The sequence below is a fragment of the Pseudomonas sp. S2_H10 genome, assembly GCF_054668285.1.
The window spans coordinates 1,876,058-1,900,644 of sequence record NZ_CP162754.1 but is presented as its reverse complement, the minus strand read 5'-3'; the positions used below and the strand labels follow the sequence as shown (position 1 = coordinate 1,900,644).

General features: G+C 59.8%; 20 protein-coding genes. 11 read left to right on the top strand and 9 right to left on the bottom strand.

Annotation, left to right across the window (positions count from 1 at the left end; genetic code table 11):
• Window positions 1-76 precede the first annotated feature (76 nt).
• From AB4O16_RS08255 to AB4O16_RS08245, 3 genes are all read left to right on the top strand, one after another.
• Window positions 77-298 carry a DUF1127 domain-containing protein gene (locus AB4O16_RS08255; RefSeq protein WP_150717529.1) on the top strand — a complete coding sequence of 74 codons (222 nt, stop codon included), beginning with the start codon at window positions 77-79 and terminating at the stop codon, window positions 296-298.
• Between the two features lie 162 nt (window positions 299-460).
• Window positions 461-700 (top strand): DUF1127 domain-containing protein, encoded by a 240-nt coding sequence (locus AB4O16_RS08250; RefSeq protein ID WP_460157502.1) that lies wholly within the window; start codon window positions 461-463, stop codon window positions 698-700.
• A 67-nt stretch (window positions 701-767) separates the two neighbouring features.
• On the top strand, window positions 768-1,997 hold the full coding sequence (locus AB4O16_RS08245; protein WP_460157501.1) for a winged helix-turn-helix domain-containing protein: 1,230 nt from the start codon (window positions 768-770) through the stop codon (window positions 1,995-1,997).
• Window positions 1,998-2,109: 112 nt separating this feature from the next.
• Here AB4O16_RS08245 and AB4O16_RS08240 read toward each other — a convergent pair whose 3' ends face one another.
• Window positions 2,110-3,456 carry a class II 3-deoxy-7-phosphoheptulonate synthase gene (locus tag AB4O16_RS08240; protein WP_056727104.1) on the bottom strand — a complete coding sequence of 449 codons (1,347 nt, stop codon included), beginning with the start codon at window positions 3,454-3,456 and terminating at the stop codon, window positions 2,110-2,112.
• Window positions 3,457-3,606: 150 nt separating this feature from the next.
• Here AB4O16_RS08240 and AB4O16_RS08235 point away from each other — a divergent pair, with 150 nt between their 5' ends.
• Window positions 3,607-4,362: a spermidine synthase gene (locus AB4O16_RS08235; protein WP_160389312.1), complete on the top strand. Its 756-nt coding sequence runs from the start codon at window positions 3,607-3,609 to the stop codon at window positions 4,360-4,362.
• Between the two features lie 123 nt (window positions 4,363-4,485).
• On the opposite strand, the gene AB4O16_RS08230 is transcribed toward AB4O16_RS08235, so the two are convergent.
• Window positions 4,486-5,277 carry a crotonase/enoyl-CoA hydratase family protein gene (locus AB4O16_RS08230; RefSeq protein WP_460157500.1) on the bottom strand — a complete coding sequence of 264 codons (792 nt, stop codon included), beginning with the start codon at window positions 5,275-5,277 and terminating at the stop codon, window positions 4,486-4,488.
• A 422-nt stretch (window positions 5,278-5,699) separates the two neighbouring features.
• Here AB4O16_RS08230 and AB4O16_RS08225 point away from each other — a divergent pair, with 422 nt between their 5' ends.
• On the top strand, window positions 5,700-7,373 hold the full coding sequence (locus AB4O16_RS08225; protein ID WP_034150150.1) for a DEAD/DEAH box helicase: 1,674 nt from the start codon (window positions 5,700-5,702) through the stop codon (window positions 7,371-7,373).
• A 76-nt stretch (window positions 7,374-7,449) separates the two neighbouring features.
• Here AB4O16_RS08225 and AB4O16_RS08220 read toward each other — a convergent pair whose 3' ends face one another.
• Window positions 7,450-8,217: a DODA-type extradiol aromatic ring-opening family dioxygenase gene (locus AB4O16_RS08220; protein ID WP_460157499.1), complete on the bottom strand. Its 768-nt coding sequence runs from the start codon at window positions 8,215-8,217 to the stop codon at window positions 7,450-7,452.
• A gap of 102 nt (window positions 8,218-8,319) precedes the next feature.
• Between AB4O16_RS08220 and AB4O16_RS08215 the strand changes: the two genes are divergently transcribed.
• On the top strand, window positions 8,320-8,976 hold the full coding sequence (locus AB4O16_RS08215; protein ID WP_460157498.1) for a thiopurine S-methyltransferase: 657 nt from the start codon (window positions 8,320-8,322) through the stop codon (window positions 8,974-8,976).
• 172 nt (window positions 8,977-9,148) lie between these two features.
• Here the strand turns inward: AB4O16_RS08215 and htpX are convergent, their stop codons facing one another.
• Window positions 9,149-10,039 (bottom strand): protease HtpX, encoded by an 891-nt coding sequence (gene htpX, locus AB4O16_RS08210; RefSeq protein ID WP_095061105.1) that lies wholly within the window; start codon window positions 10,037-10,039, stop codon window positions 9,149-9,151.
• 318 nt (window positions 10,040-10,357) lie between these two features.
• On the bottom strand, window positions 10,358-11,569 hold the full coding sequence (locus AB4O16_RS08205; RefSeq protein WP_007973513.1) for a pyridoxal phosphate-dependent aminotransferase: 1,212 nt from the start codon (window positions 11,567-11,569) through the stop codon (window positions 10,358-10,360).
• Between the two features lie 226 nt (window positions 11,570-11,795).
• Between AB4O16_RS08205 and msrB the strand changes: the two genes are divergently transcribed.
• From msrB to AB4O16_RS08190, 3 genes are all read left to right on the top strand, one after another.
• Window positions 11,796-12,191, top strand: coding sequence for a peptide-methionine (R)-S-oxide reductase MsrB (gene msrB / locus AB4O16_RS08200; protein ID WP_460157497.1), 396 nt, complete (start codon window positions 11,796-11,798; stop codon window positions 12,189-12,191).
• Window positions 12,192-12,371: 180 nt separating this feature from the next.
• Window positions 12,372-12,857 (top strand): glutathione peroxidase, encoded by a 486-nt coding sequence (locus AB4O16_RS08195; RefSeq protein ID WP_110659420.1) that lies wholly within the window; start codon window positions 12,372-12,374, stop codon window positions 12,855-12,857.
• Window positions 12,854-13,315: a MarR family winged helix-turn-helix transcriptional regulator gene (locus tag AB4O16_RS08190; RefSeq protein WP_460157496.1), complete on the top strand. Its 462-nt coding sequence runs from the start codon at window positions 12,854-12,856 to the stop codon at window positions 13,313-13,315. The genes AB4O16_RS08195 and AB4O16_RS08190 overlap by 4 nt, the downstream gene beginning before the upstream one ends.
• On the opposite strand, the gene AB4O16_RS08185 is transcribed toward AB4O16_RS08190, so the two are convergent.
• A complete protein-coding gene (locus AB4O16_RS08185; protein WP_460157495.1) occupies window positions 13,299-15,662 on the bottom strand; it encodes a hybrid sensor histidine kinase/response regulator in 2,364 nt (787 codons plus the stop codon). The two genes, AB4O16_RS08190 and AB4O16_RS08185, sit on opposite strands and share 17 nt — an antisense overlap.
• 122 nt (window positions 15,663-15,784) lie before the next feature.
• Between AB4O16_RS08185 and AB4O16_RS08180 the strand changes: the two genes are divergently transcribed.
• On the top strand, window positions 15,785-16,675 hold the full coding sequence (locus AB4O16_RS08180) for an ATP-binding protein (RefSeq protein ID WP_160389319.1): 891 nt from the start codon (window positions 15,785-15,787) through the stop codon (window positions 16,673-16,675).
• The gene (locus AB4O16_RS08175) at window positions 16,672-17,154 is read left to right on the top strand and encodes a GAF domain-containing protein (protein WP_160389320.1); all 483 of its coding nucleotides are present in this window, start codon (window positions 16,672-16,674) and stop codon (window positions 17,152-17,154) included. Before AB4O16_RS08180 ends, AB4O16_RS08175 begins: the two co-directional genes overlap by 4 nt.
• On the opposite strand, the gene AB4O16_RS08170 is transcribed toward AB4O16_RS08175, so the two are convergent.
• Genes AB4O16_RS08170 through AB4O16_RS08160 form a run of 3 tightly spaced genes read right to left on the bottom strand, consistent with a single transcriptional unit; the run spans window position 17,155 to window position 24,420 of the window.
• A complete protein-coding gene (locus AB4O16_RS08170) occupies window positions 17,155-20,094 on the bottom strand; it encodes an HD domain-containing phosphohydrolase (RefSeq protein ID WP_460157494.1) in 2,940 nt (979 codons plus the stop codon).
• Between the two features lie 49 nt (window positions 20,095-20,143).
• The gene (locus AB4O16_RS08165; RefSeq protein ID WP_460157493.1) at window positions 20,144-23,785 is read right to left on the bottom strand and encodes a transporter substrate-binding domain-containing protein; all 3,642 of its coding nucleotides are present in this window, start codon (window positions 23,783-23,785) and stop codon (window positions 20,144-20,146) included.
• An 8-nt stretch (window positions 23,786-23,793) separates the two neighbouring features.
• The gene (locus tag AB4O16_RS08160) at window positions 23,794-24,420 is read right to left on the bottom strand and encodes a response regulator transcription factor (RefSeq protein ID WP_150718132.1); all 627 of its coding nucleotides are present in this window, start codon (window positions 24,418-24,420) and stop codon (window positions 23,794-23,796) included.
• Between the last annotated feature and the right edge of the window lie 167 nt (window positions 24,421-24,587).

Below are 24,587 nucleotides of genomic sequence, written 5' to 3'. Positions count from 1 at the left end.
GTGACATCAGAAACATTCGTTGGATTGATCTTAGACCTGGCGCGAGACTGGGGCCATCCAAACGGAGGGCAACAAGATGAAAGGTCAAAAAGGTTTTGTCGAAGTTGAAAAACACTCCATCCACCTGGTATCGGACCTGCTGCACAAAATCAATCGCTGGTACGAACTGCACCGTGAACGCGAAATGCTGGCGGGCATGAGTGATGAGGCGCTGAAGGACATCGGACTCAGTCGCGCGGACGTTGCACACGAAGCTGAACTGCACTTCTGGCAGGATCCGATGGGGCGCGGAAAGTAAGTCCGGCGGATTGTTGAAATCTCCGGTCACGACCCCGTTATCCTGGCAAAAGCCCGGGCTAAAGGGGTCGGCACCGGCCCGCAACAGATCGTCATAGACCCTGACTGGAGCGTTTTCCCGGACCCATCGAAGATTGCGTCCTCAATTTCGAGGTATGCAGTGATGGAACGAAAAAACATTGCAGGAAGCGTTACGTTACAGGCAGTGGGCGTTGCACTGAGAACGTTCAGGAAACCGCTAACCAACGTGGTCGTGAAACTGCGGCGTTGGCATCAACTGAGCAACGAGCGCGTGGAACTGGTGCGTCTGAGTGATGAGCGTCTGCGCGATATCGGCTTGAGTCGGGCCGATGTGGTACGGGAGGCATCGCGGCCATTCTGGGATGATCCGCTCAAGCGCTGACGCGTCGGCCTTGGCGTTTTTCGCGCCTGCCGCTATGGTGGCGAGAGCCTTGCCGATGAGCCATTGAATGATTGCTTCCCTGAGCTTTTCCATGAAACAGGCCAGGCGCCTGGCGCTGACTGCCCAAGGTTTTACCGGGCGTCAGCCGCCAGTTGCGATCAAGCCTGCCGGGATCAACCGCTTGATCGAGCGCCTGGGTATCTTGCAGATCGACTCGGTCAATGCTTTGGTGCGTTCGCACTACCTTCCGCTGTTTTCCCGCCTTGGCAACTATTCTGCCGATTTGCTCGACCAGGCTGCCTGGAGTCAGGGCCGTCGCCGAACACTCTTTGAATATTGGGGCCATGAAGCCTCGTTGCTGCCTCTTTCCATGTATCCCTTGATGCGTTGGCGGATGCAGCGTGCGAGCCGTGGCGAAGACATCTATCAGCAATTGGCGCGTTTTGGGCGTGAACAGCAAGACACTATTCGTCGGGTGCTGGCGTCGGTCGAGCAGCAGGGCGCATTGGGCGCCGGGAGCCTGTCGACCCGAAAGGAGCGGGCCGGGCCTTGGTGGGACTGGAGCGCGGAGAAGCATGCGCTGGAATGGTTGTTCGCTGCCGGTGAAGTGACCGTTGCTGGACGGCGCGGATTCGAAAGGCTCTACGATCTGCCGGAGCGGGTGATTCCCTCGGCTGTACTCGCGCACCCCGTCCTGAGTGAAGGCGATGCCCAGCGTGGCCTGTTGCGGCATGCGGCAGCGGCCCTGGGTGTCGGTACGGAGAAGGACTTGCGTGACTATTTCCGTTTGAACCCCGCCGATAGCCGTCCGCGACTGGCTGAACTGGTCGAGGCCGGAGAATTGCTCACTTGCGAAGTCCAGGGCTGGCGACAACCGGCCTATTGTCTGCCCGAGCCAAAAGTGCCACGCAAAGTCGCGGCCAGTGCATTGCTTTCGCCGTTCGATTCGTTGATCTGGGAGCGCAACCGGACTGAGCGACTGTTTGATTTCCGCTATCGGCTGGAGATCTACACGCCGCAGGACAAGCGCGTTTATGGCTATTACGTGCTGCCCTTCCTGCACAACGAACGGATTGCCGCACGGGTCGATCTGCGTGCCGAGCGGGCCGCCGGACGTTTGGCAGTGCATGCGGTGCATGAAGAGGAAACGGGGCTGGATGAGGAGGGGATGCTGGCGTTGGCGGTCAATCTGCGGCAGATGGCGGATTGGCTGGGGTTGGCGCAGGTTCAGTTGAATTGCCCGCGGGCGAGTGCGGCGCGGTTGCGGGTGGCATTCACACAAATTGGTGGTGTTTGATCTGACGCCATCGCGAGCAAGCTCGCTCCCACAGGATCCGCGCCGCACACAAAATCTGTGAGCGACGCGGTCAATGTGGGAGCGAGCTTGCTCGCGATGGCGGCGACGGGATTTAGCGTCGAACCTGCTTCAGTGTCTCGGCAATCAAAAACGCCAGCTCCAGCGACTGATCGGCATTCATCCGCGGGTCGCAATGGGTGTGGTAGCGGTCCGACAAACCGTCCTCGGTAATCGGCCGTGCACCGCCGATGCACTCGGTCACGTTCTGCCCGGTCATTTCGATGTGAATACCACCGGCATAACTGCCTTCGGCTTCGTGCACCTGGAAGAACTGTTTCACCTCGCCAAGGATCTGCGCGAAGTCGCGTGTCTTGTAGCCGCTGCTGGCCTTGATGGTGTTGCCGTGCATCGGGTCGGAGCTCCACAGCACCTGCTTGCCTTCACGCTGGACGGCACGGATCAGCTGCGGCAAGTGATCGCCGACCTTGTTCGCGCCCATTCGCGCAATCAGGTTCAGGCGGCCCGGGTCGTTGTCCGGGTTGAGCACATCGATCAGGCGAATCAGGTCGTCGGGGTTCATGCTCGGGCCGACCTTGACCCCGATCGGGTTGTTCACCCCGCGCAGGAATTCGACGTGGGCACCGTCCAACTGGCGGGTGCGGTCGCCGATCCACAGCATGTGCGCCGAGCAGTCGTAGTAATCGTTGGTCAGGCTGTCGCGACGCACGAACGCTTCTTCGTAGTTCAGCAGCAGTGCTTCGTGGGCGGTGAAGAAGCTGGTCTCGCGCAGTTGTGGCGAAGTGTCCATGCCACAAGCGCGCATGAACGCCAGGGTTTCATCGATGCGGTCGGCCAGGTGGCTGTATTTTTCCGCCAGCGCCGAGTTGGCAATGAAGTCCAGGTTCCACTTGTGCACCTGATGCAGGTCGGCAAAACCGCCCTGGGCGAACGCGCGCAACAGGTTCAGGGTGGCGGTGGACTGGTGATAGGACTGCAGCAGGCGTTCCGGGTCCGGCACGCGGCTTTTTTCGTCGAAACCGATGCCGTTGACGATATCGCCACGGTAGGCGGGCAGGGTCACGCCATCGATTGTTTCGTCGTTGGCCGAGCGCGGCTTGGCGAACTGCCCGGCCATGCGCCCGACCTTGACCACCGGGCAGCCGGCGGCAAACGTCATCACGATGGCCATCTGCAGCAACACCTTGAAGGTGTCGCGGATTTTCGCCGCGGAGAACTCTGCGAAGCTTTCGGCGCAGTCGCCACCCTGCAACAGAAACGCACGGCCCTGGGTCACCTCGGCGAACTGACGGCGCAACTCCCGGGCTTCGCCGGCAAACACCAGCGGCGGATAGCTGGCCAGGGTCTGTTCGACCTGCTGCAAATGCGCGGCGTCGGGGTATCGGGGTTGTTGCTGGATCGGCAGGGCGCGCCAGCTGTCAGGGCTCCAGGGTTGGCTCATCACGGTCTCTAGTGTTTTCGCTCGGACGTCCATGTTATCAGCAAATTAGTGCGTGACCTGTTCCCGTCGCTTCGTCGACAATCTCGCCTTTGCCGCTCTCTACACGCGGTGTTATTGCGTTGCCGGCCCCGGTGACGATCAGGAGATGAAATGACTGAGGAGCGCGTCGAGCATCTGCTCGCCGAGGTGCAGGACGAGTTCGGCGTGATTCGTGTGCTGGAAGTGGCCGATTACCGTTTTCTCGAGTTCGGTGATGCCATCGAGCAAAGCTGCGTGTTCACGGCCGATCCGAGCTGGCTCGAATACGACTACACCCGGGCGATGCTGATCGGTGCGCTGTGCCATGAACAACCGGACAGCGCACTGTTTCTCGGCCTCGGCGCCGGGACGCTGACCCAGGCCTGCCTCAAGTTCCTGCCGCTGGAAGATGTCGAAGCCATCGAACTGCGCCCGGACGTGCCGCGCCTGGCCATCGAATACCTTGGGCTGGATGACGATCCGCGCCTGTACATCCGCGTTGGCGATGCGCTGGAGTTGCTGGATACCGCGGAATCGGCCGACCTGATTTTCGTCGACCTTTATACCGATGTCGGCCCGGGTGTCGGGCATCTGGCCTGGAGTTTCCTGGAAAACTGCCAGAAGCGATTGAATCCTGGGGGCTGGCTGGTCATCAATCAGTGGGCTACCGACGATGGCAAACCCCTGGGTGCCGCCTTGTTGCGCGGGTTGTATCACCGACATTACTGGGAACTGCCGGTGAAGGAGGGCAACGTGATCCTGATCGTGCCGTCGGAGCTGGATCAGGATCTGGACATGGACGGGCTGATCACCCGCGCCGAAGCGCTGGCGCCGCGGTTGGGGTATTCGCTGGATTCGTTGATCAAGTGCATTCGTCCGGCTACCTGATTAATTGATCGTCTGGACGGGCCCCTTCGCGGGCAAGCCCGCTCCCACAGTGGATCTTCGGTGTCCACAAGACCCTGTGGGAGCGGGCTTGCCCGCGATGGCTTTCTAACGGGCAATGCAGGGCTAAAGCCCTTTGAAGACCCCCGGCCGCCGCTCCACCATCGACCGCACACCTTCCTTGACATCCTCGCTGGCCATCAATTTCTTGACCAGCAGCGGCAACGCCTGTGCCGCTGCGGTTTCTCCTTCATAGCGAGCCTGTCGCGCGGACATCAGTGTCGCCTGTACCCCAAGCGGGGCCTGGCGGGCGATTCGTTCTGCCAGTTCAACCGCCCGGGGCAGCAAGTCCTCGCTGGCCATGACCTCCTGCACCAGCCCCAGGTGCAAGGCGTCGCGGGCGTCGAACTCATCACCGGTCAACAACCAGCGCATGGCGTTGCCCCAGCCGGCGACCTGATGCAGGCGCAGGGTGGCGCCGCCGAACGGGAAGATCCCGCGTTGCACTTCCATCTGCGCGAACCGGGTGTTGCTGGCGCACAGGTTGATGTCGGCGGCCAGCATCAGCTCGATGCCGATGGTCAGGCAATATCCCTGGGCGGCGACGATCACCGGTTTGCTGACCCCGGGACCGGCGAACACCCCCCACGGATCACAGCCGCCAGGAGGGACCTGCCAGCCTTCGGCGAGTGTGACGCTGGCATTGACCAGGTCGAGCCCGGCGGTAAAGTGCTCGCCATGCGCGAACACCACCGCCACCCGCGCTTCGCTGTCGGCTTCGAACTCGCCATAGGCCAGGCTCAAGGCGTTGAGCAGGTCGAGATCGAAGGCGTTGCGCTTGGTTACCCGATCCAGGCCGATCAGGAACACATGACCACGCCGTTCGCGGCTGACTCGACTGGAACTGGGCTGACTCATGGAGCGATCCTCGGGGTGGGAAAGGCGTGCGGGACCTGCGGTCTGCACGGCAAAGGGTGAACCGTTTTAGCGCCGTCACCCGCCAAGCCGGGCCTTTGAAAAATAGACGGCTGACCGATTATTCGCAAAGCCTGTGACACAACGGTGTATCCGGTGGATTTCCGATAAAAAAAGCTCCCTTTTTGGGCGAATTCCGGTATAGTGCGCGCCGGCCTTTAGCCGGGCCGCGTTTAGGTAGAGCAATTCCCCGAAGTCAGCTTCGGCTGCATGTCCGTACTGCGGACTCTCCCTTGACGATTCTTTTCATTCATTCGTTTTCGCAAATCCCCGCCGACAAAGCTGCCAGGGCGACTCTTGAGTCTCAACACGGCACGCGCAGCTTTGGAGCATGGGTCTTTGCGGATGCACTTAGAGGCAGACCCATGACCCAGGAAACCGGCGGCTTCGCCGCTTTTAATCTTAATCCGAATATTCTTGCAGCCGTCACCGCGACTGGCTACGAAGAGCCATCGGCTATTCAGCAGCAATCGATCCCGATCATCATGGCCGGTCACGACATGATTGGTCAGGCGCAAACCGGTACGGGTAAAACCGCTGCGTTCGCCCTGCCGATCCTGCATCGCATCGATCCTGCAAAGCGCGAGCCGCAAGCCCTGATCCTGGCCCCAACTCGTGAGTTGGCGCTACAAGTTGCAACCGCTTTCGAAACCTACGCCAAGCAAATGCCGGGCGTAACTGTTGTGGCTGTCTACGGCGGCGCGCCGATGGGCCCACAATTGAAAGCAATCCGTAATGGCGCACAGATCGTTGTCGCCACTCCGGGCCGTCTGTGCGACCACCTGCGTCGTGACGAAAAAGTACTGGCGACCGTGAACCACCTGGTTCTCGACGAAGCTGACGAAATGCTCAAACTGGGCTTCATGGACGACCTGGAAGTTATCTTCAAGGCTCTGCCTGCAACCCGTCAGACCGTATTGTTCTCGGCCACCTTGCCGCAGTCGATCCGTGCCATTGCCGAACGCCACCTGCGCGATCCGCAACACGTGAAGATCCAGACCAAGACCCAGACCGTTACCGCGATCGAGCAGGCTCACCTGCTGGTTCACGCTGACCAGAAGACTTCGGCCGTTCTCAGCTTGCTGGAAGTGGAAGATTTCGACGCCCTGATCATGTTCGTGCGCACCAAGCAAGCGACCCTGGACCTGGCCAGTGCCCTGGAAGCCAAAGGCTACAAAGCCGCTGCGCTGAACGGTGACATCGCCCAGAACCAGCGTGAGCGCGTGATCGACTCCCTCAAGGATGGCCGTCTGGACATCGTTGTGGCGACCGACGTTGCTGCTCGTGGCCTGGACGTTCCGCGCATCACTCACGTATTCAACGTTGACATGCCGTACGACCCAGAGTCCTACGTTCACCGTATCGGCCGTACCGGCCGTGCCGGTCGCGAAGGTCGTGCACTGCTGCTGGTGACTCCGCGTGAGCGCCGCATGCTGCAAGTGATCGAGCGTGTAACCGGTCAGAAAGTTGCTGAAGTTCGCCTGCCGGACGCTCAAGCCGTTCTGGATGCGCGCATCAAGAAACTGACCAACAGCCTGTCGCCGCTGGTGGCCGAGGCCGAATCGACTCACGGTGATCTGCTCGATCGCCTGACCGCCGACATCGGTTGCAGCCCGCGTGCCCTGGCCGCAGCCCTGCTGCGCAAGGCAACCAACGGTCAAGCGCTGAACCTGGCCGCTATCGAGAAAGAGCGTCCACTGGTGCCGAACAACGCACCGCGTGGCGATCGTCCAGAGCGTTCCGGTGATCGTCCTGAGCGTGGTGACCGCGAGCGTCGTGCTCCGATGCCACTGGGCGAAGGCCGTGCACGTTGCCGTACCGCGCTGGGCGCGCGTGACGGTATCGCTGCCAAGAACCTGCTGGGCGCCATCCTCAACGAAGGTGGTCTGGCCCGTGAAGCGATCGGTCGCATCCAGGTGCGTGACAGCTTCAGCCTCGTCGAGCTGCCGGAAGACGGTCTCGAGAAGTTGCTGACCAAGCTGAAGGACACTCGCGTTGCCGGCAAGCAGTTGAAGCTGCGTCGCTACCGCGAAGATTGATCCGCTCTCGAGCTGATTGATCGAACATGAAAAATCCCCGACAGGTTCGGGGATTTTTTTTGCCTGCGCAAAAGCCTCAGCCGAAGCGGTAGATGTCCATGCCCAACGCACCCATGGTGAACCCCTGATGGGCAATGCTGAACGGTCCGCCGGCAGCGCGGGCAAAGTACAGCGGCAGCAAGTGTTCGTCGCTGGGGTGGTTGCGCACGGCATTCGGTGCTTGCGCGCGATAGTCGTGCAACGCGGCTTCGTCGTTCGCGGCGAGCTTGTCGATCATCCAGTCGCGAAACGCCTGGGCCCACGGTTCAACGCTCTCGGGGCCGGCATGCCAGTCGAGTTCGCGCAGGTTGTGCGTGATGCTGCCGGAGCCAATCAGCAGGACTCCGTGCTCGCGCAGGCTGGCCAGTGCGTGGCCGACGCCGGTCTGCAGGGCGGGGCCGCCGCGGGTGGGCAGCGAAACCTGGACAATCGGGATGTCTGCTTGCGGGTACATCAGCGATAAAGGCACCCACACGCCATGGTCGAAAGGCCGATTGCTGTCGATACGTGCAGGCAAACCAGCGGTTTGCAGTAACTCGGCAACCTCTGCGGCGAGTCGTGTATCGCCGGGAGCCGGGTAGCGGACCTCGAACAGGGCTTTGGGGAAGCCGCCGAAGTCATGCCAGGTTTCCGGTTGTGGATTGCCGCTGACCAGCAGCTCATGGCTTTCCCAGTGCGCCGACACAATCACGATGGCCTTGGGCCTGGGTATTTCGGCGGCCAGGCGGGCGAGGACCGGCCCGCTGGGGCCGGGCTCGAGGGCGAGCATGGGGGAGCCGTGGGATATGTACAGGCTGGGGAACATGAATGAGCTCCTGAGAGTTAAGATGCAACATCTTCAGTCAGATCATTGATCTAAATCTAATATAAGTTTTAGGGTGTTTTGATCGAATTTTCGGGGTTATTTATGCAGCCGGAGTTTTGGCACAAAAAGTGGGCGGCGAACCAGATCGGCTTTCACCTGCCGCAGGTGAACCCTCATCTGAAGCGGTTCTGGCCAGCGTTAAGCCTTGAAGAGGGGGCACGCGTGCTGGTGCCGTTATGTGGAAAAAGCCTGGATTTGCTATGGCTCGCCCATCAAGGCCATGAGGTCCTGGGCGTCGAATTGTCGGAAAAAGCCATCGAGGAGTTTTTCAGCGAGCATGGCTTTGATCCGGCCGTCAGCGAGCAGGGGCCGTTCAATGTCTATCGGGCTGGCTCCATCGAGCTGTGGTGCGGTGATTTCTTTGAGCTCACGGCCGGCGATGTTGCCGATTGCTCGGCTGTTTATGATCGTGCGGCGTTGATCGCGTTGCCGGCGGAAATGCGAGAGCGTTACGCCGCCCATTTGAAGCGGATACTGCCCAAAGAGTCCCATGGCTTGTTGATTACCCTGGACTATGACCAGGCGCAATTGCCCGGCCCGCCATTTGCCGTGCTTGACGATGAGGTGCAGCGGTTGTTCGGGGACTCATGGGCGCTGAAGATCCTGGAAGATCAGGATGTGTTGAGCGAGAGCGGGAAATTCCTGGAGGCGGGTGTGACGCGGCTTGAGGAGCGGGTGTATCGAGTTTCCACCCGCTAAAAGACAGGTTGTTTGTTCTGGCCTCATCGCGAGCAAGCTCGCTCCCACATTTGACCGCGATCCCCTGTGGGAGCGAGCTTGCTCGCGATGAGGGCCTCACAGACACCCCAATAATCAGCAGACAAAAAAAGGCCCGCATCGCAGCGGGCCTTTTGATTTGCTGTGGAGCCTGTTAGCCCCGACGACGCGCCAAGGCGTCGATACGCTCTTCCAGCGGCGGGTGGCTCATGAACATGCGAGCGAACCCTTGCTTGATGCCACCGTTGATGCCGAAGGCGTTCAAGGTGTCGGGCATGTGCACCGGCAGGCCTTGTTCCGCACGCAGGCGCTGCAGGGCGCCAATCATTGCGGCAGTACCGGCCAGGTTTGCGCCGGCTTCGTCGGCACGGAATTCGCGTTTGCGCGAGAACCACATGACGATGGAGCTGGCGAGGATGCCCAGGACCAGTTCGGCGAAGATGGTCGCCACATAGTAGGCAATGCCCTGGCCTTCTTCGTTCTTGAAAATCACTTTGTCGACGAAATTGCCGATGATCCGGGCGAAGAACATCACGAACGTGTTAACCACGCCCTGGATCAGCGCCAGGGTAACCATGTCGCCATTTGCCACGTGGCCGATTTCGTGGGCCAGGACGGCTTTCACCTCATCCGGCGAGAAGCGCTCGAGCAAGCCCTGGCTCACCGCGACCAGTGCGTCGTTCTTGTTCCAGCCGGTGGCGAAGGCGTTCGCCTCATAGGCTGGGAAGATACCGACTTCGGGCATCTTGATCCCGGCTTCGCGGGACAGTTGCTCGACGGTTTGCAGCAGCCATTGCTCGTGACGGGTGCGTGGCTGGGTGATGATCTGGGTGCTGGTGCTCATCTTCGCCATCCACTTGGAGATGAACAGCGAGAACAGCGAACCTGCGAAACCAAAGACCGCACAGAAGATCAGCAGCTGATTGAGGTTCAGATCAACCCCATTGGCCGCCATGAACCCGTTGAAGCCGAAAAGGCTCAGGGTGATGCTGGCAATCAGCACGACCGCCAGGTTAGTGGCCAAGAACAGCAGGATGCGCATCATGGTTGTAGAAATCTCCTCATGCTAAAGATGTAGCTTACTGCGGGGTATATAAGGTGCTGCACCGGGGTATTCAACCGGGTGACTATTTCAAACTGTGTCCTACGGCAATAGTCTAGCTGCTTGCAGGGCATTTCCGGCGCGAGTGCGGGAAGTGTTTGTCAGTCAAATCCTGTCGAAAGCCCCCGCCTTTGTTAGGCGCGAGCAGGTCGGGCGACATCCGGCAGGGCGCGAAGCGGCTGCCACCGGTGGCGCGCATGCATGTGTTGCTGAATGAATCACCGTGCGACGCTGCAGCAGCGTCGCACGGTGACGGGCCGGTTACTGGCGGTATGACTTGAGGAAGCCGCCAATGCGCCCGATGGCCATCTCCAGGTCATCGACCCGTGGCAGGGTCACGACGCGGAAGTGGTCTGGCCATGGCCAGTTGAATGCAGTGCCTTGAACCACCAGCAGCTTTTCGGAAAGGAGCAGGTCGAGGACGAATTTTTCGTCGTTATGGATCGGGCAGACCTTGGGGTCGATGCGCGGGAATGCATACAGCGCGCCCATCGGCTTGACGCAGCTTACGCCCGGAATATCGTTGAGCAATTCCCAGGTGCGGTTGCGTTGTTCCAGCAGGCGGCCCTGCGGCAGCACCAGGTCATTGATGCTCTGATAACCGCCGAGGGCGGTCTGGATAGCGTGCTGGCTCGGCACGTTGGCGCACAGGCGCATGTTAGCCAGCATGTCGATGCCTTCGATGTAGCTCTGGGCGTGGTGTTTCGGGCCGGAAATGGCGATCCAGCCGGAACGGAAACCGGCCACGCGATAGGATTTGGACAGACCGTTGAAGGTCAGGCACAGCAGGTCCGGCGCCAGGGAGGCGGTGCAGATGTGCACGGCATCGTCATAAAGGATCTTGTCGTAGATCTCGTCGGAGAACACCACCAGATTGTGCTGGCGGGCCAGTTCCAGCATGCCCAGCAGCACTTCCTTCGAATACACCGCGCCGGTCGGGTTGTTCGGGTTGATGATCACCAGCGCCTTGGTGTTCGGGGTGATCTTGGCCTTGATGTCGGCCAGGTCCGGCCACCAGTTGGCCTGCTCGTCGCACAGGTAGTGCACCGGATTGCCGCCGGACAGGCTCACGGCTGCGGTCCACAGCGGATAGTCGGGAGCGGGCACCAACACTTCGTCGCCGTTGTTGAGCAGGGCCTGCATCGACATCACGATCAGTTCGGACACGCCATTGCCCAGGTAAATGTCTTCAATGCCGACGCCTTCCACCTGCTTTTGCTGGTAGTACTGCATCACGGCCTTGCGCGCACTGAACAGACCCTTGGAATCGCTATAGCCCTGGGCTGTCGGCAGGTTGCGGATCACGTCCTGGAGGATTTCATCCGGCGCTTCGAAACCAAAAGGCGCCGGGTTGCCGATGTTCAGCTTGAGGATGCGATGGCCTTCCTCTTCCAGGCGCTTGGCGTGCTTGAGCACCGGGCCGCGAATGTCGTAGCAGACGTTGGCGAGCTTGTTCGATTTGCTGACCTGCATGGCGATGTGTTCCCGAAAATGAACGATCCAGACGGCGTTTGGACAACCGTACTGGGAATCCTGCGTATTCACACAGGCCTGACGCCTTGAGATGCAGCACCCATATTTCCGTTTGAATGCGCGTGGTCTGGCTGCCAGACTGGCGTTTGACGAGGCGCAATCATACGTGCCGCCCGATCCGTGGAAAAGGTACAGATCGGGCTTTTTCAGCCGCTGAGGTGTGATGATGGAAAAGTTGGAAAAAACCCTGGAAGAATGGAAGGCGATGCTCGATCCAGAGCAGTACAACGTGTGCCGCCTCAAAGGCACCGAACGACCGTTTTCCGGCAAGTACAACGCCACCAAGACCGACGGTGTCTACCACTGCATCTGCTGCAACGAGCCGCTGTTCGACTCGGCGACCAAATTCGATTCCGGCTGCGGCTGGCCCAGCTTCCATGCGCCGATCGGCGACAGCGCCATGACCGAAATCCGTGATGTCAGCCACGGCATGATCCGCACCGAAGTGGTCTGCGCCAAATGCGACGCGCACCTGGGGCATGTATTCCCTGATGGTCCGCCGCCGACGGGCCTGCGTTATTGCATCAATTCGGTGTGCCTGGACCTCGTACCCCGCTCGTAATGCGAGCCCTGTAGGAGCTGGCTTGCCAGCGAAGAGGCCCTCAAGTGCAGCGGTGCACCAACGGACGCCATCGCTGGCAAGCCAGCTCCTACAGTTGATCGCTTGTGCAGTTATTTAAATTGCACACAATTCAATTGCTCGCTATTTTGTTGTCTCTGGCATTCACTCGGAACCCCAAACATGAGCGACAACCTGCTGAGCATCCCTTGCACCACGATCAAGGGTGAGCAAAAGACCCTGGCGGATTTCGCCGGCAAAGCCGTGCTGGTGGTCAACACGGCCAGCAAATGCGGTTTCACTCCGCAGTACAAAGGCCTGGAAGAACTCTGGCAGACCTACAAGGACCAGGGCCTGGTGGTGCTCGGTTTTCCCTGCAACCAGTTCGGCAAGCAAGAGCCGGGCAATGAAGGGGCGATCTCCGAGTTCTGCGAGCTGAACTTCGGTGTCAGCTTTCCACTGTTCAAAAAGATCGACGTTAACGGTGCCGACGCCCATCCGCTGTTCGTGCAATTGAAAAAGCGCGCTCCGGGTGTGCTGGGCTCCCAGGGCATCAAGTGGAACTTCACCAAGTTCCTGATCGGCAAGGACGGGCAACTGGTCAAGCGCTTCGCCCCGGCGACCAAGCCGCAGGACCTGACCCAAGAGATCGAAGCCCTGCTCAAATGACCACCTTGTCAGTTGATTCCCTGAAGCTCGACAGCCAGCTGTGTTTCAAGCTGTACGCTGCTTCCCGGGCGGTGATTCGCGCCTACAAGCCCATGCTCGATCAGTTGGGCCTGACTTACCCTCAGTACCTGGCGATGCTGGTGCTGTGGGAGTGGCAGCAGGCAGCTCCCGAGCAACCGACCGTGAAGGCATTGGGTGAGCGTCTGGCCCTGGATTCCGGCACGCTGACACCCTTGCTCAAGCGCCTCGAACAACTGCAACTGGTGCAGCGTCAGCGTTCGGCGCGCGATGAGCGTGAGGTGCATCTGAGCCTGTCCCCGGCCGGCATGGCCTTGCGCGATCAGGTCGGGCCACTCAAGGCGCGCCTGTTGTGCGACAGCGGGGTCGATCCGAATCGTCTCAACGACTTGCGCGATGGTCTCGATCATCTGCTGGGGCAGATCAAGGCGCTGTCGTAGCGGGGATCCACAAGTCCAGCAGGGCGGCCAGTTCTTCGCGCCGGAAGGGTTTGGCCAGGTAGTCGCTCATACCCGCGGCACGGCAGCGCTCGCGCTCCTCCGACATGGCGTTGGCCGTCAGGGCGACGATCGGCAGTTGAGGCCAGCGTCCGCTGCGGCGGATTTGCCGGCTGGCTTCATAGCCGTCCATCACCGGCATGTTGCAGTCCATCAGCACCAGATCGAACTCCCGTTGTTCGAGTTGATCCAGGGCCTCGCCACCATGAGCCGCCGTGGTGACCTCGCAGCCGAGCTTGCCGAGCATGCCCTTGGCCACCATTTGGTTCACCGGATTGTCTTCCACCAGCAGTACGCGCCCGCGTCGTTGCGGACATTGCGCGTCGAGCGGGACATCGTTGACCGGCCGGGCTTGCGGTTGCAGGATCCGCCGCAAGGTCTGAAACAGCGTATTGCGGGCCAGGGGGCGGGCCTGTTGTTGCAGGGGGGCGAGGGCGTGGACCTCTTCGCCGGGCATGAAATTACCATAGGCGGTGATCAGCAGGATCGGCGCACTGAGGGTGGGGCGCAAAGTGAACAGGCATTCGGGGCAGTCGGTGATGAGCACGTCGGCCGCCAGGCCAAGCAGTGGGTCATCCATGGAGCGCCGTTCATAGTCCAGCCCCCAGCCAGGCAACAGGCTGTTCAGCAGCTCGCCCAGCCCGCTGCTGGCGGCCGTGATGGCGATGACTTTGCCCTTGAGCGAAACGGCAGGCATTGCGCGGGTATGGCTGGGTAATGGCAAGTCCGCGCAGAACTGGCTGCCAAAACCCGCCTCGGAGCTGATCGACAGGCGTCCCTGCATGGCTTCACACAGGTTGTAGGTCAGCGCCAGACCCAGCCCGGTACCGCCAAACTGGCGGGTAATGCCGGCACCCGCCTGGGTGAAGGGCTGGAATATCTTGACCTGGGCATCTTGAGGAATGCCGATGCCGGTGTCGCACACCTCGATCCGGACACCGTCGCCGAACGTCGACAGGCGCACGTCGACTCGCCCGAACCGGGTGAACTTGAGAGCGTTGGACAGCAGATTACTGACGATCTGCCGCACGCGGGTCGGATCGCCGAGCACCAGCGCCGGGAAATGCGGATCGATCAGGCAGGTCAGTTCGACACTGGGGGCGGCGTTCTGCGACAACAGGTTGGCGGTGTCTTCGATCAGCGAGCCGAGGTCGAAAGGGATGTGTTCGAGTTCGAGTTGGCCGGCATCGAACTTCGACAGATCGAGAATATCGTTGAGCAATTCCACCAGCACCTTGCCGGAGTCATGGGCGATCGACAGTTGTTGCTGTTGTTCGGCATTCAGCGGTCCGTCGAGGGACAGTGCGATCATCCCGAGCAAGCCGTTGAGGGGCGTGCGGATTTCATGGCTCATGTTCGCCAGGAACACCGAGCGGGCTTCGGCCATGTCCAGGGCGGTACTGCGGGCGGCTTCCAGTTCCTCATTGGATTGGCTCAGCCGGGCGTTGATCGCCTTGAGCTCGGCGGTGCGGGCCGAGACGATGTTTTCCAGTTGACCCAGATATTCGGTCAGACGGTTTTCCGCATTGCGCCGCTGCTGGATTTCGGTGGCGATGTTCTTGAATTGCTGGTTGGCAACCTTGACCAGCACGCCGATCTCATCGTTGGCGTGCCCGGCGGGACACTCCAGCGACGTCGGTTCGGTACTGCTCGGGTCGCGACCGCTGAGCTCGCGGATGACCCGCACCAGAGGTTTGGTCAGCATCACATAGAACAGCGCCAGCAGGATGCCGGACAGCAGCAGGCTACGGGCGAAGCCATTGAGCAGGGTCACTTCGGCCCGGCGCAGGAAACGGTTGCCGAAGGCATAAGTGTCGACGTTCAGCCGCAGTGTGCCCAGGGACTCGTTGGGTAAATGATCCAGGTAGAGCCGGTCTTCGAACTGCCGATTGGCCCCGAACAGGAAGTCACTGAACAATCGATAGTCGTTCTGCATGCCGGATCGTTTGACGTTGGCCAGCACGGTGCCGTTGTTGTCGGTCAGTTTCGCGCCGATGATTGCCGGCGAGCGCAGCAGGCCCTGGGTCAGTTCCTTGGCGAGTTCGGCGTCGATGTTGTAGGCGATTCGCGAGGCCGGGTTGTGGCTGATTTCAAGTAATGAAAGGATTTCACGATTGATGGAGGCGTCTTCACTGGCATAATCGATGCCTATTTGCAGCAGGCTGAGCAGCGTGCCCAAAATGAAACCGACCAGCACGGTAAGCCGGGCTTGCTTGAATGACAGCCGGTTGGTGAATTTGATGTCCATGGGGGGGTGAACCACTTCCGTTTCCTTTCGCTGCTCAAGCATAGCCGATCATGTCTGTCTGCTGACGTTCTCGCGAGGCCTGTACTGCGGGGTCAGCCACTGTGTGACGCGGTGTTTGGCCGCTGTATCACCATCATTACTGTGAACGTGCCCGAGGAGAAGTCGTGGATTCCCGATTGAATGCTTTTCTTGAACGTGCCGATGCCGTTCTGGCCCGTATCGAGCCGTTGCTGCCGGCACCAAGGCCAGCCATCGACTGGACGCAATGCCTGGCCGCGCGCTGGCAGCGTGAGTCGCGCGGCGGTTATCTGATGCCGCTGGAAGTCAGCCTCGACATGCGCCTGTCCGACCTGATTGGCGTCGACCGGCAAGTCGAACAGTTGGGGCGCAATACCCAGCAGTTCCTCGATGGCATGCCCGCCAACCATGCCTTGCTCTGGGGCTCGCGCGGCACCGGCAAGTCGTCGCTGGTGCGCGCCTTGTTGGCCGAGCACGCTCAAGCCGGTTTGCGTTTGATCGAGATTGAACGCGATCACCTGGCAGACCTGCCGCGGGTGGTCGAACAGATCGGCAAGCTGCCCCAGCGTTTCGTGCTGTTTTGCGACGACCTTTCGTTCGAGTCGGGCGAGGGCGATTACCGAGTGCTCAAAAGCGTCCTGGATGGTTCGCTGGAGCAGGCACCGGACAACGTTCTGCTGTACGCCACGTCCAACCGTCGCCACCTGGTGCCGGAAAAGGAAAGCGACAACGAAAACTGGAAACGGGTCGACGGCGAGCTGCATCCAAGCGAAGCCGTGGAAGACAAGATCGCGCTCTCGGACCGCTTCGGCCTGTGGCTGTCGTTCTATCCGTTTACCCAGGAACACTTCCTCAACGTTGTCGAGCACTGGATCGGCCAGTTGGCCGCGAAGGCCGGGCTGGCATGGCAACGCAGCGAAGAGCTGGACATTCTGGCGGTACGCTGGGCCACCGGCCGGGGCAATCGCAATGGACGTTGCGCCTATCAATTTGCCCGTTACTGGGTCGGGCTGAAACTGTTGGAGCACAAGGCATGATCGATTTACAGCAGAGCGGCCAGGGCCTCGAAGGCTACGGCATGCTGCATGCGCAACTGGAGTCCTTGCTGGCGGACGAGCGGGATTTCATCGCCAATGCCGCGCAGTTCTCGGCGTTTCTGTTCAATCAGCTCGATGACCTGAACTGGGCCGGGTTCTACCTCAACCGTAATGAGGAGCTGGTGCTCGGCCCGTTTCAGGGGCAGATCGCCTGCGTGCGGATCCCTTTCGGGCGTGGTGTCTGCGGGGCGGCGGCCGCCACCTTGCAGACTCAGTTGGTCGAAGATGTGCATGCGTTCCCCGGTCACATTGCCTGTGACAGCGCCTCGAACAGCGAGCTGGTGGTACCGCTGGTCAAGGACGGCCGGTTGATCGGCGTGCTCGACCTCGACAGCCCGAAACTGGCGCGTTTCACTGCGCAGGACCAGGCCGGCATCGAACAACTGGCGACGATTTTCCTGCGCCTGACCGACTGCTGATCAAGACGCCAGGCCGGCCTTGGCCAGCAGGCCCGATGCGTCCACCGCATCGATCTGCGCAGGGTCGAGGAAGCGTCTGGCGTACTGCAAGTAGATCTGCGCCTTGATGAACAGCCCGAACAGTTCCGGGTCGATGTGGGCATCACGGCACATGAACGCCATGATGCCCAGCGCCTCGCTCAAGGTCTTGGCTTTTTTGTAGGGGCGGTCGGCTGCCGTCAACGCTTCGAAGATATCGGCAATCGCCATCATCCGCGCCGGCAGGCTCATCTCTTCCCGCTTCAAGCGTTTCGGGTAACCGCTGCCGTCCATTTTCTCGTGATGCCCGCCGGCTATTTCCGCGACGCTGCGCAGGTGCGCGGGAAACGGCAGATGGTTGAGCATCAGGATCGTCTGGACGATGTGGTTATTGATGACATAACGCTCCTCGCTCGTCAGGGTGCCGCGGACAATGCTCAGGTTGTACAGCTCGCCGCGATTGTATTTGTGAGGCGGAACGTCGAGTTTGAAGCCTAGGGGATTGTCTTGTGGTATCACTTCGTTTTCGTTGCGTTCGAACAGGTGCTCGGGTTTGTCCGCCAGTAACGGTTCGCAGACGGGCAGGGTGGGGGCGGGCGTTCGGGCCTGACGCCGGTTCTCTTCCCAGGACACGCCCAGCCGGTCATCCAGGGTCCGGGTCCAGGTGCGTCCGGCCAGGTTGCGCAGGCGATGCAGATCAGCGTCGGCCATGGCTTCGCCACCCAGATTGCAGCGGGCAACGAAGGCGAAATCGTCATCCAGCCCGGCCAGGTTGGCATTGCGCAGTTCTGCCAGCGATTGCTCGTCGCCGCCCAGGGCAATGGCCTGCCAGTAACCGATCCAGACATCGCGCTTGAGCACCTCGAAGCGGGTACGGATTTCGTGGATGCGATCGGTCAGGGTTTCCAGCTTCGTGGCTTTGTCGACGACGTATTCCGGTGTGGTGACCTTGCCGCAATCGTGCAGCCAGGCGGCGATGTGCAGTGCCTCCCATTCATCTTCGCTCGGCTGATATTCACTGAAGGCCGGTTCCTGGCTGGCCGCCGCCGCGTGGGCCAGCATCAGGGTCAGTTCCGGGACGCGCTGGCAATGGCCGCCGGTATAGGGGCTTTTGGCGTCGATGGCACCGGCCAGCAGCTGTATGAAGGAGTCCAGCAGTTGTTTTTGCCGGGCTTGCAGGCGCTGGCTTTCGATGCACACGGCCGCCGCGCCGGATACGGCCTGGAGGAACGCAATGCGGTCCGGCCGCAGTTTGTCCAGGTCGCTCTGCTCGCCACTGTCGGCCAATAGCAACACCAGCAGTCCCACGGTTTCGTTGTGACGGTTGTGCAGGCGGATTCCGACCAGATGGACCCGGGGACTGTTCAGCGCGAGCAAGACTTTCTGCAGATCGCCCGCCTGCTCGAATCCAAGGTTGCTGACGACATTGTCGACGTTTGCCAATTGCTGCAGCCAAGGCGGGCTTTGCGGGTTTTCCAGCGAATGCCCGCGGATGCCGAAGGATTGCAGGTTTTCGGCGGTGTTATTGATGACCAGTCCGTGGGGTTGCATGTGCCCGCCATCAGCTTCGCGCAGATAGATCAGGCCGGCCTGGGCCTGCCCGATTTTCACCGTTTCAAACAACACCCGTTGCAGCAGCGGGGCGAAACGGGTTTCCGCGCTGAGGCTGTCAGTGATCTGGAAGAAGCTCGCCAGCGTGTCTTTCATCCGTGCCATCGACACACTCAGTTGGTCGACTTCGAGCACCGGTGAGCGACGGGAAAGCGGAAAGTTGAAATCGAAACTGCGAATCGCATCGGCCTCCTGCACCAGGGCGCGCAAGGGTTTGACCAGGATCCTTGACGTCAGCCAGCCCAGCGGCACGCATAACAGCAATGTTGCCAGAGTAATCAGCGCGCCTTGCCAGCGCATCCGGTAAGCATCGACGAGCAACTCGTCTTCCGGTACCAGCAAAGCCAGTTGCAGACCTTGTGGTCCGCCTTCCTGCATGCTGCTGCGGGCGACGATCCACTGTCGGCCATTGGCGTCCAGGCGATTGCCTTGCGCGGGGTTGCCGAGCAACGCAGCCAGGCTGGGGCTCAGATCCGCCGCCTTGATCAGGCGCGATGTCTGATCGTCGATGATCAGCCTGCGGCTGTCGGGGTAGGCAATGGCATTGCCTTCGCCGTCGAACAGCACGATTTCGGTATTGGGAGTCACGACGTGTTTGGCCAGGGTCGCGCTGAGTTCGGCCAGGGTCAGGTCGGCGGCGATGATTGCCTTGTCGCCACTGCGTCGTGCCAGCGTTGTGCCAATGTTATGGGTGGAAAAAAAGATATAGGGTTCGGTCGTGATCTGGTCACTGTCGTTGCGCGCACTGGTAAACCAGGCACGGCTGCGAGGGTCGTAGGGGTCGTTCAGGTTGTCCTGGCGGCTGACGAGTGCCAGGTTCGTGTCGAAAAACAACGACTGGGAACGGGCCTGGCCGCTGCTGTCGTGCTCGATGCTCCAGACCTGGTAAGCCGCCGTGTCCGGGGCCTTGACCAGGGCCTTGACCTCTGGGGTAGGTAGCGGGCGGACCATGAAAAAGTCTCCATTGTCGTAGCCCAGGTACAGCGAAGCCAGATTGGGGTTGTCCTCGAGCGACTGGCTGAACGGCTCGAGCAGTGCCAGGCGGTGCTCCAGGTCAGCGGACTGGCCCGCCGGATCGAGTGCCAGCAGGCTCAACAGATGGCGAATGGGTGCATAGGTCGAGTGCAGGTCCAGCCGGACATCCTGCTCGATACGGTTGAAGAGTTTTTCACTGCTCGACAATATGATCTGGGTCGTTTGCCGGTAGTTGAAAAGACCCAGCAGCACTCCGGTCAGCAACAACAGGAAGGTGAACATCACGCTGATATGGACATGCAGTGGAAACCGGCGTTGAACCGTGCGCAGTGGCATTGCGGGTTTCTCCATGATGGTCAACACACTGCCGAGGGTCCAAGCATAGTTAAGGCTCTGCGATTTTGCCTTCGTCGTAATGGGCGATCTGACGTATTAACGCGTCCTCCAACTCAAGCATCGTGCGCTCCATGAATTTGCAGCATCCAGCCACTTTTTCGTGAGCGAAATCCTCATGGCAGGCAGCTTCGAGCGCCTCGCAGCGGTCGATCAGGGGGGAGGCCTGCACGATCCGGGCTGCGCCTTTGATTTTGTGGGCAATATCCAGCAGCGCCTGCGTATCCCCGGAGCTGGATAGCGACAACAGCGTTTGCAGATCCTGGCGGTTGCTGTTCACCAGTTCATTGAGCAATCTGCGGTTCAACACCGGATTGCCGCCGGTCAGCAGTTTCAATCCGTGCAGGCTGAACGCCGGGGCTATCCGGGTGGGTTGAATGTTTTCCAGCCACTGACTCAAGGCGCCGAGGCTGAGGGGTTTGAACAGGCAGTCGTCCATCCCGGCTTGCTTGCAGCGTTGGATTTCTTCCGGTTGGGCGTTGGCGGTAAAGCCGAGCACGGTGCAGGGAGGACGATGGTTTTGTCTTTCCTGCTTTCGAATGGCGCGGGCCAGCTCGTAACCGTTCATGACCGGCATGTTGCAATCGGCGATCACCAGATCGAACGGTTGGCCTTTCCAAGCCTCCAATCCCTCCTGACCATCGGCCGCAACGGTAAATCGATGGCCAAGGAACTCCAGTTGCTGGCAGGTGAGCAAGCGATTGGCCGAGTGATCGTCGACGACCAGAACATTCAAAGGGGTTGTGGCAACGACAATTTGCGTTTCGGCCACCTGGGCTGAGGGTTGCAGCGGCAACGTTTCCAGCTGCAGCGATACCTCCACCTGGGTGCCGACGCCCGGTTCGCTGCGCAATTGCAGACTGCCGCCCATCATCTCGCAGAGGTTGCGGCTGATGACCAGCCCCAGTCCCGCGCCGCCCCTGGCCGATTGAATGGCGTTGTCGGCCTGGGCGAAAGGTTCGAACAGCCGGTATTGATCCTGTTCACTGATCCCGATACCGCTGTCGTGGACCTGCACCCGCATTTGCGCGCGATCAGGCAGCGTTGCCGGGTGCAGGTCGACAATGATCCGGACCTGGCCTTGCTCGGTAAACTTGATGGCATTGCTGATCAGGTTGGACAGCACCTGCTTGAAGCGTAAAGGGTCCAACAACACATCGAAGGTCGGGGTGGCCGGAGAAAATTCCAATATCAGTTCGAGTTCCTTCTGTCGGGCCAGGCCATCGAAAATCCGCACGACCGAGGCCACGAGTTCACCCGGATTGACGCGCTCCGGGCTCAGGCTCAAGCGCCCGGATTCGATTCTGGCTATGTCGAGGATGTCGCCGATCAGTTCCAGCAATCCTTTCGCCGAGTTGTGCGCGACATCGATGGCCGGACGCTCCGGGTGCTGGTGATCAAGACGCTTGAGGGTCAGTTCAAGCATGCCGATGATTGCGTTCATCGGCGTGCGGATCTCATGGCTCATCGTAGCCAGAAACGTGCTTTTGGCCCGGTTGGCGTTATCGGCGCGCTCTTTCGCGCAACGCAGGTCATCGAGCAGCTGCCGCCGTTCGCTGATGTCGATCCAGCCACCGATAATGCCTTGCACTTTCGCGCTGGAATCGCGGTAGGGAAGAATCCAGTGATAGATCGTCAGCCGCCGGCCACCTATGTGCAGTTCGCGATCGACGATCAGCGGTCTGCCCTCGGCCACTACGCGCTGGTAGTCAGCCTGATACTCCCGGGCTTCGAACACATTGCTCATCGATCCGTGCATGACGCTTTTGCCGATGACATCTTCACGCCTGGCGCAGAACGCTTGCAGGTAACTGTCGTTGCAACTTTGCAGCAGCCCCTGGCGATCACGTACGTAGATCGGATGAGGGGTGCCGTTGACCAGCGAGCGCATGAACTCGAACTGATCGTTCAAGGCTCGCTCGGCGGCCTTGCGCTGCTTGATCTGGCGTCGCATGTAGTCGTTCCACGCAATGGAAATCAGCAATAGCGCACCGGCACCGATGGCGATTTGGTAGAACAGTCTTTGATAGTTGCGCCAGGTACTTTGCGAGGACGCCGAATAGCCGCGCCAACGACTGTTGATGACGCCCAGCTCTTCAGGCGAGATGCTCAGTAACGCCTTGTTCAGAATGGCGTTGAGCTCTCTGGCACCCCGGGCGGTGGCAAGGGAAAACGCTGCCTGCTCGGTGCCGATGGTGGTGCTGATTTGCAATGAGTGCTCGAACAGCCGTGACGAAATGAAGTAGTTGGCAATCACCAGTGAGTTCACCGCGCCCTCGGCCTGACCTTCGTCGAGCAGCTCTACGGCGCTGAAGGTGTCCGCGGCTTCGATCAATTTGATCCGGGGAAATTCTTTGCGCAGGTAATCCATGAGTGGATTGCCGCGGGCAATGGCCAGGCGTTTGCCCTGCAACTGCTCGAGGTTGGTCGGGCTGTCGACGGCTTTGCGGGTCAGCAGGACGTAGGAATTTTCCAGAAAGGGGCGGGTAAAGTTCAGTTGGGTCTGACGTTTGGCGCTGGGGAGCAACGCGGCGATCACATCGGCCTTTTCGTCCTTGATCTGTTTGATCATCTCGTGATCGCTTCGACTGCGCTGGATGTCAAAGCGCAAACCGGTGCGCAGCCTGATCAGCTCAAGCAAATCTGCGGTGACTCCGCGAAAGTTGCCATCGCTGTCGAAAAACGACAGGGGTGCAAAAGCTTCGTTGACGACGACTCGCACAGTCGGGTGGTGCGCCAGCCAGCGTTCTTCCCGATCAGTGAGCTGCAGTTTTTGATCGGTCAGCAGGATGTCGCTGCCGGCGCTCCAGCGTTTGGCGATGTTTTCACGTTCGCTGGGGGGGATGGCCCTGATCATCGCGTTGATGATGACGAGCAGCTCGGGGTTGTTCCTGCTGACGGCAAAGCTGAAGCCATGGGCTTCATGTTTGCCGAAGTTGGCCATCCGGATGTTGTTCAGGTACCCCTTGTTGATCATGTAGTGCGTTGAAATCGTGTCACCGAGAAACACGTCCGCCTGATCGAATGCAACGGCGTTGATCGCATTCTGGTAGGACGGATAGGACGTGATGATGGCCTTTGGATACAGCGCCTTGACTTCCTCCAGCGGCAAGTAGTGATACACCATGCTCAGGCGCAATCCGGCCAGGCCATCGGTCAGGGATCGGGTTTCTCCTTCGCGGGTCACCAACACGGGTTGGTCGACGGCATAGGGTATGGACAGTGTGATGCCGGCAATGCCGGCTTCGAATCCATTGGCGGTGCCAAGCAGATCGACATCGCCGTTCTGCAGCGCAGCGATCGCGGCCCCTCGGGAATCGAAGCGCTGAACCTTGATGGGCAAACCGGTTACTTTTTCCAGAAGACCGGCGTAATCGGCGGTAAACCCTTCATAGTCCTGGCCGCTGGTGGTCAGGTCGAAAGGAGGATAGTCGGGGGCTGAGGTGCCGAGCGTCAGCTGATTTTTGTTTTTTATCCATTGGCGCTGGGATTCATCCAGTCGAATCTCCAGAGCCCCGGCCTTCGAGCGGCTGAGCAGGGTGTAATTTTCATTGGCCGGTGCCCCGAACAACGAGGTACACACGCATAGACCTGCGGTCAATTGAATCAGGTAGACCTTCAAGCGGCTGGGCATCCAGGTTCTCACACGAGTGCGTTACGTTTTGCCATCTCGATCAGTTCAACCAGGGATTTGGCTTTGAGTTTTTGCATGAGGCGCTTTTTGTAAGTGCTCACGGTCTTGTTGCTCAGAAACATGCCCTTGGCGATCTCCTTGTTTGTGCGACCTTGGGCAAAAAGTTGCAAGACCATCAGTTCCCGGTCGTTTACGGATTTGAAAAGTTCCAATTCAATACAGCGTGTTTCATCGCCATGGATGGGGTTCAATGCCTCACTCGGGAAATAGTTGTAACCTGAAAATACCGCTCTTATGGAACTGACCAGTTCACTGATGTCTTCTTGTTTGCAGACATAACCCGAGGCACCGGATTGCATGCAGCGAATACCGAAGAGTGTCGGGCATTGTGCAGTCAGTACCAGTGTTTTAGGAGGGTTGCTCATTGCGTTGAAGCGGGAAAGCACTTCCAGACCATCGAGTTTTGGAATGCTGATGTCGAGAATGACCAGGTCCGGCATGCATTCGCGAACCATCTGCATGGCGTCGACCCCATTATCAGTTTCGCCGACAACTTTGTAACCTTCGTGTTCCAGCAGCATTCGAACAGCAAGGCGGATAACCGGGTGATCGTCGACAATAAAAACGGAGTTCATAATCAAGTCCCATGCGAGCTCAAATAAAGCGCGCACCTTAGCTCAGATACTTGCAGGGACGCATGAACGGACCGAGCTGTAGCAGCAATTTAGGAGAAGTCCTACAAATTAAAAGGAATAGGACTACGCATTAACTAGGTTTCTTATTAGGAAGGATAGGAAAAATC

What these genes read in the sequence shown, in the direction of transcription:
- AB4O16_RS08250 (WP_460157502.1), top strand. Translation starts at nt 461, where the DNA reads ATGGAACGAAAAAACATTGCAGGAAGCGTTACGTTACAGGCAGTGGGC.
- msrB (WP_460157497.1), top strand. Translation starts at nt 11,796, where the DNA reads ATGGAAAAGTTGGAAAAAACCCTGGAAGAATGGAAGGCGATGCTCGAT.
- AB4O16_RS08215 (WP_460157498.1), top strand. Translation starts at nt 8,320, where the DNA reads ATGCAGCCGGAGTTTTGGCACAAAAAGTGGGCGGCGAACCAGATCGGC.
- AB4O16_RS08190 (WP_460157496.1), top strand. Translation starts at nt 12,854, where the DNA reads ATGACCACCTTGTCAGTTGATTCCCTGAAGCTCGACAGCCAGCTGTGT.
- htpX (WP_095061105.1), bottom strand. Translation starts at nt 10,039, where the DNA reads ATGATGCGCATCCTGCTGTTCTTGGCCACTAACCTGGCGGTCGTGCTG.
- AB4O16_RS08175 (WP_160389320.1), top strand. Translation starts at nt 16,672, where the DNA reads ATGATCGATTTACAGCAGAGCGGCCAGGGCCTCGAAGGCTACGGCATG.
- AB4O16_RS08185 (WP_460157495.1), bottom strand. Translation starts at nt 15,662, where the DNA reads ATGCTTGAGCAGCGAAAGGAAACGGAAGTGGTTCACCCCCCCATGGAC.
- AB4O16_RS08240 (WP_056727104.1), bottom strand. Translation starts at nt 3,456, where the DNA reads ATGAGCCAACCCTGGAGCCCTGACAGCTGGCGCGCCCTGCCGATCCAG.
- AB4O16_RS08235 (WP_160389312.1), top strand. Translation starts at nt 3,607, where the DNA reads ATGACTGAGGAGCGCGTCGAGCATCTGCTCGCCGAGGTGCAGGACGAG.
- AB4O16_RS08160 (WP_150718132.1), bottom strand. Translation starts at nt 24,420, where the DNA reads ATGAACTCCGTTTTTATTGTCGACGATCACCCGGTTATCCGCCTTGCT.
- AB4O16_RS08225 (WP_034150150.1), top strand. Translation starts at nt 5,700, where the DNA reads ATGACCCAGGAAACCGGCGGCTTCGCCGCTTTTAATCTTAATCCGAAT.
- AB4O16_RS08220 (WP_460157499.1), bottom strand. Translation starts at nt 8,217, where the DNA reads ATGTTCCCCAGCCTGTACATATCCCACGGCTCCCCCATGCTCGCCCTC.
- AB4O16_RS08170 (WP_460157494.1), bottom strand. Translation starts at nt 20,094, where the DNA reads ATGCCACTGCGCACGGTTCAACGCCGGTTTCCACTGCATGTCCATATC.
- AB4O16_RS08230 (WP_460157500.1), bottom strand. Translation starts at nt 5,277, where the DNA reads ATGAGTCAGCCCAGTTCCAGTCGAGTCAGCCGCGAACGGCGTGGTCAT.
- AB4O16_RS08165 (WP_460157493.1), bottom strand. Translation starts at nt 23,785, where the DNA reads ATGCCCAGCCGCTTGAAGGTCTACCTGATTCAATTGACCGCAGGTCTA.
- AB4O16_RS08245 (WP_460157501.1), top strand. Translation starts at nt 768, where the DNA reads ATGATTGCTTCCCTGAGCTTTTCCATGAAACAGGCCAGGCGCCTGGCG.
- AB4O16_RS08255 (WP_150717529.1), top strand. Translation starts at nt 77, where the DNA reads ATGAAAGGTCAAAAAGGTTTTGTCGAAGTTGAAAAACACTCCATCCAC.
- AB4O16_RS08195 (WP_110659420.1), top strand. Translation starts at nt 12,372, where the DNA reads ATGAGCGACAACCTGCTGAGCATCCCTTGCACCACGATCAAGGGTGAG.
- AB4O16_RS08205 (WP_007973513.1), bottom strand. Translation starts at nt 11,569, where the DNA reads ATGCAGGTCAGCAAATCGAACAAGCTCGCCAACGTCTGCTACGACATT.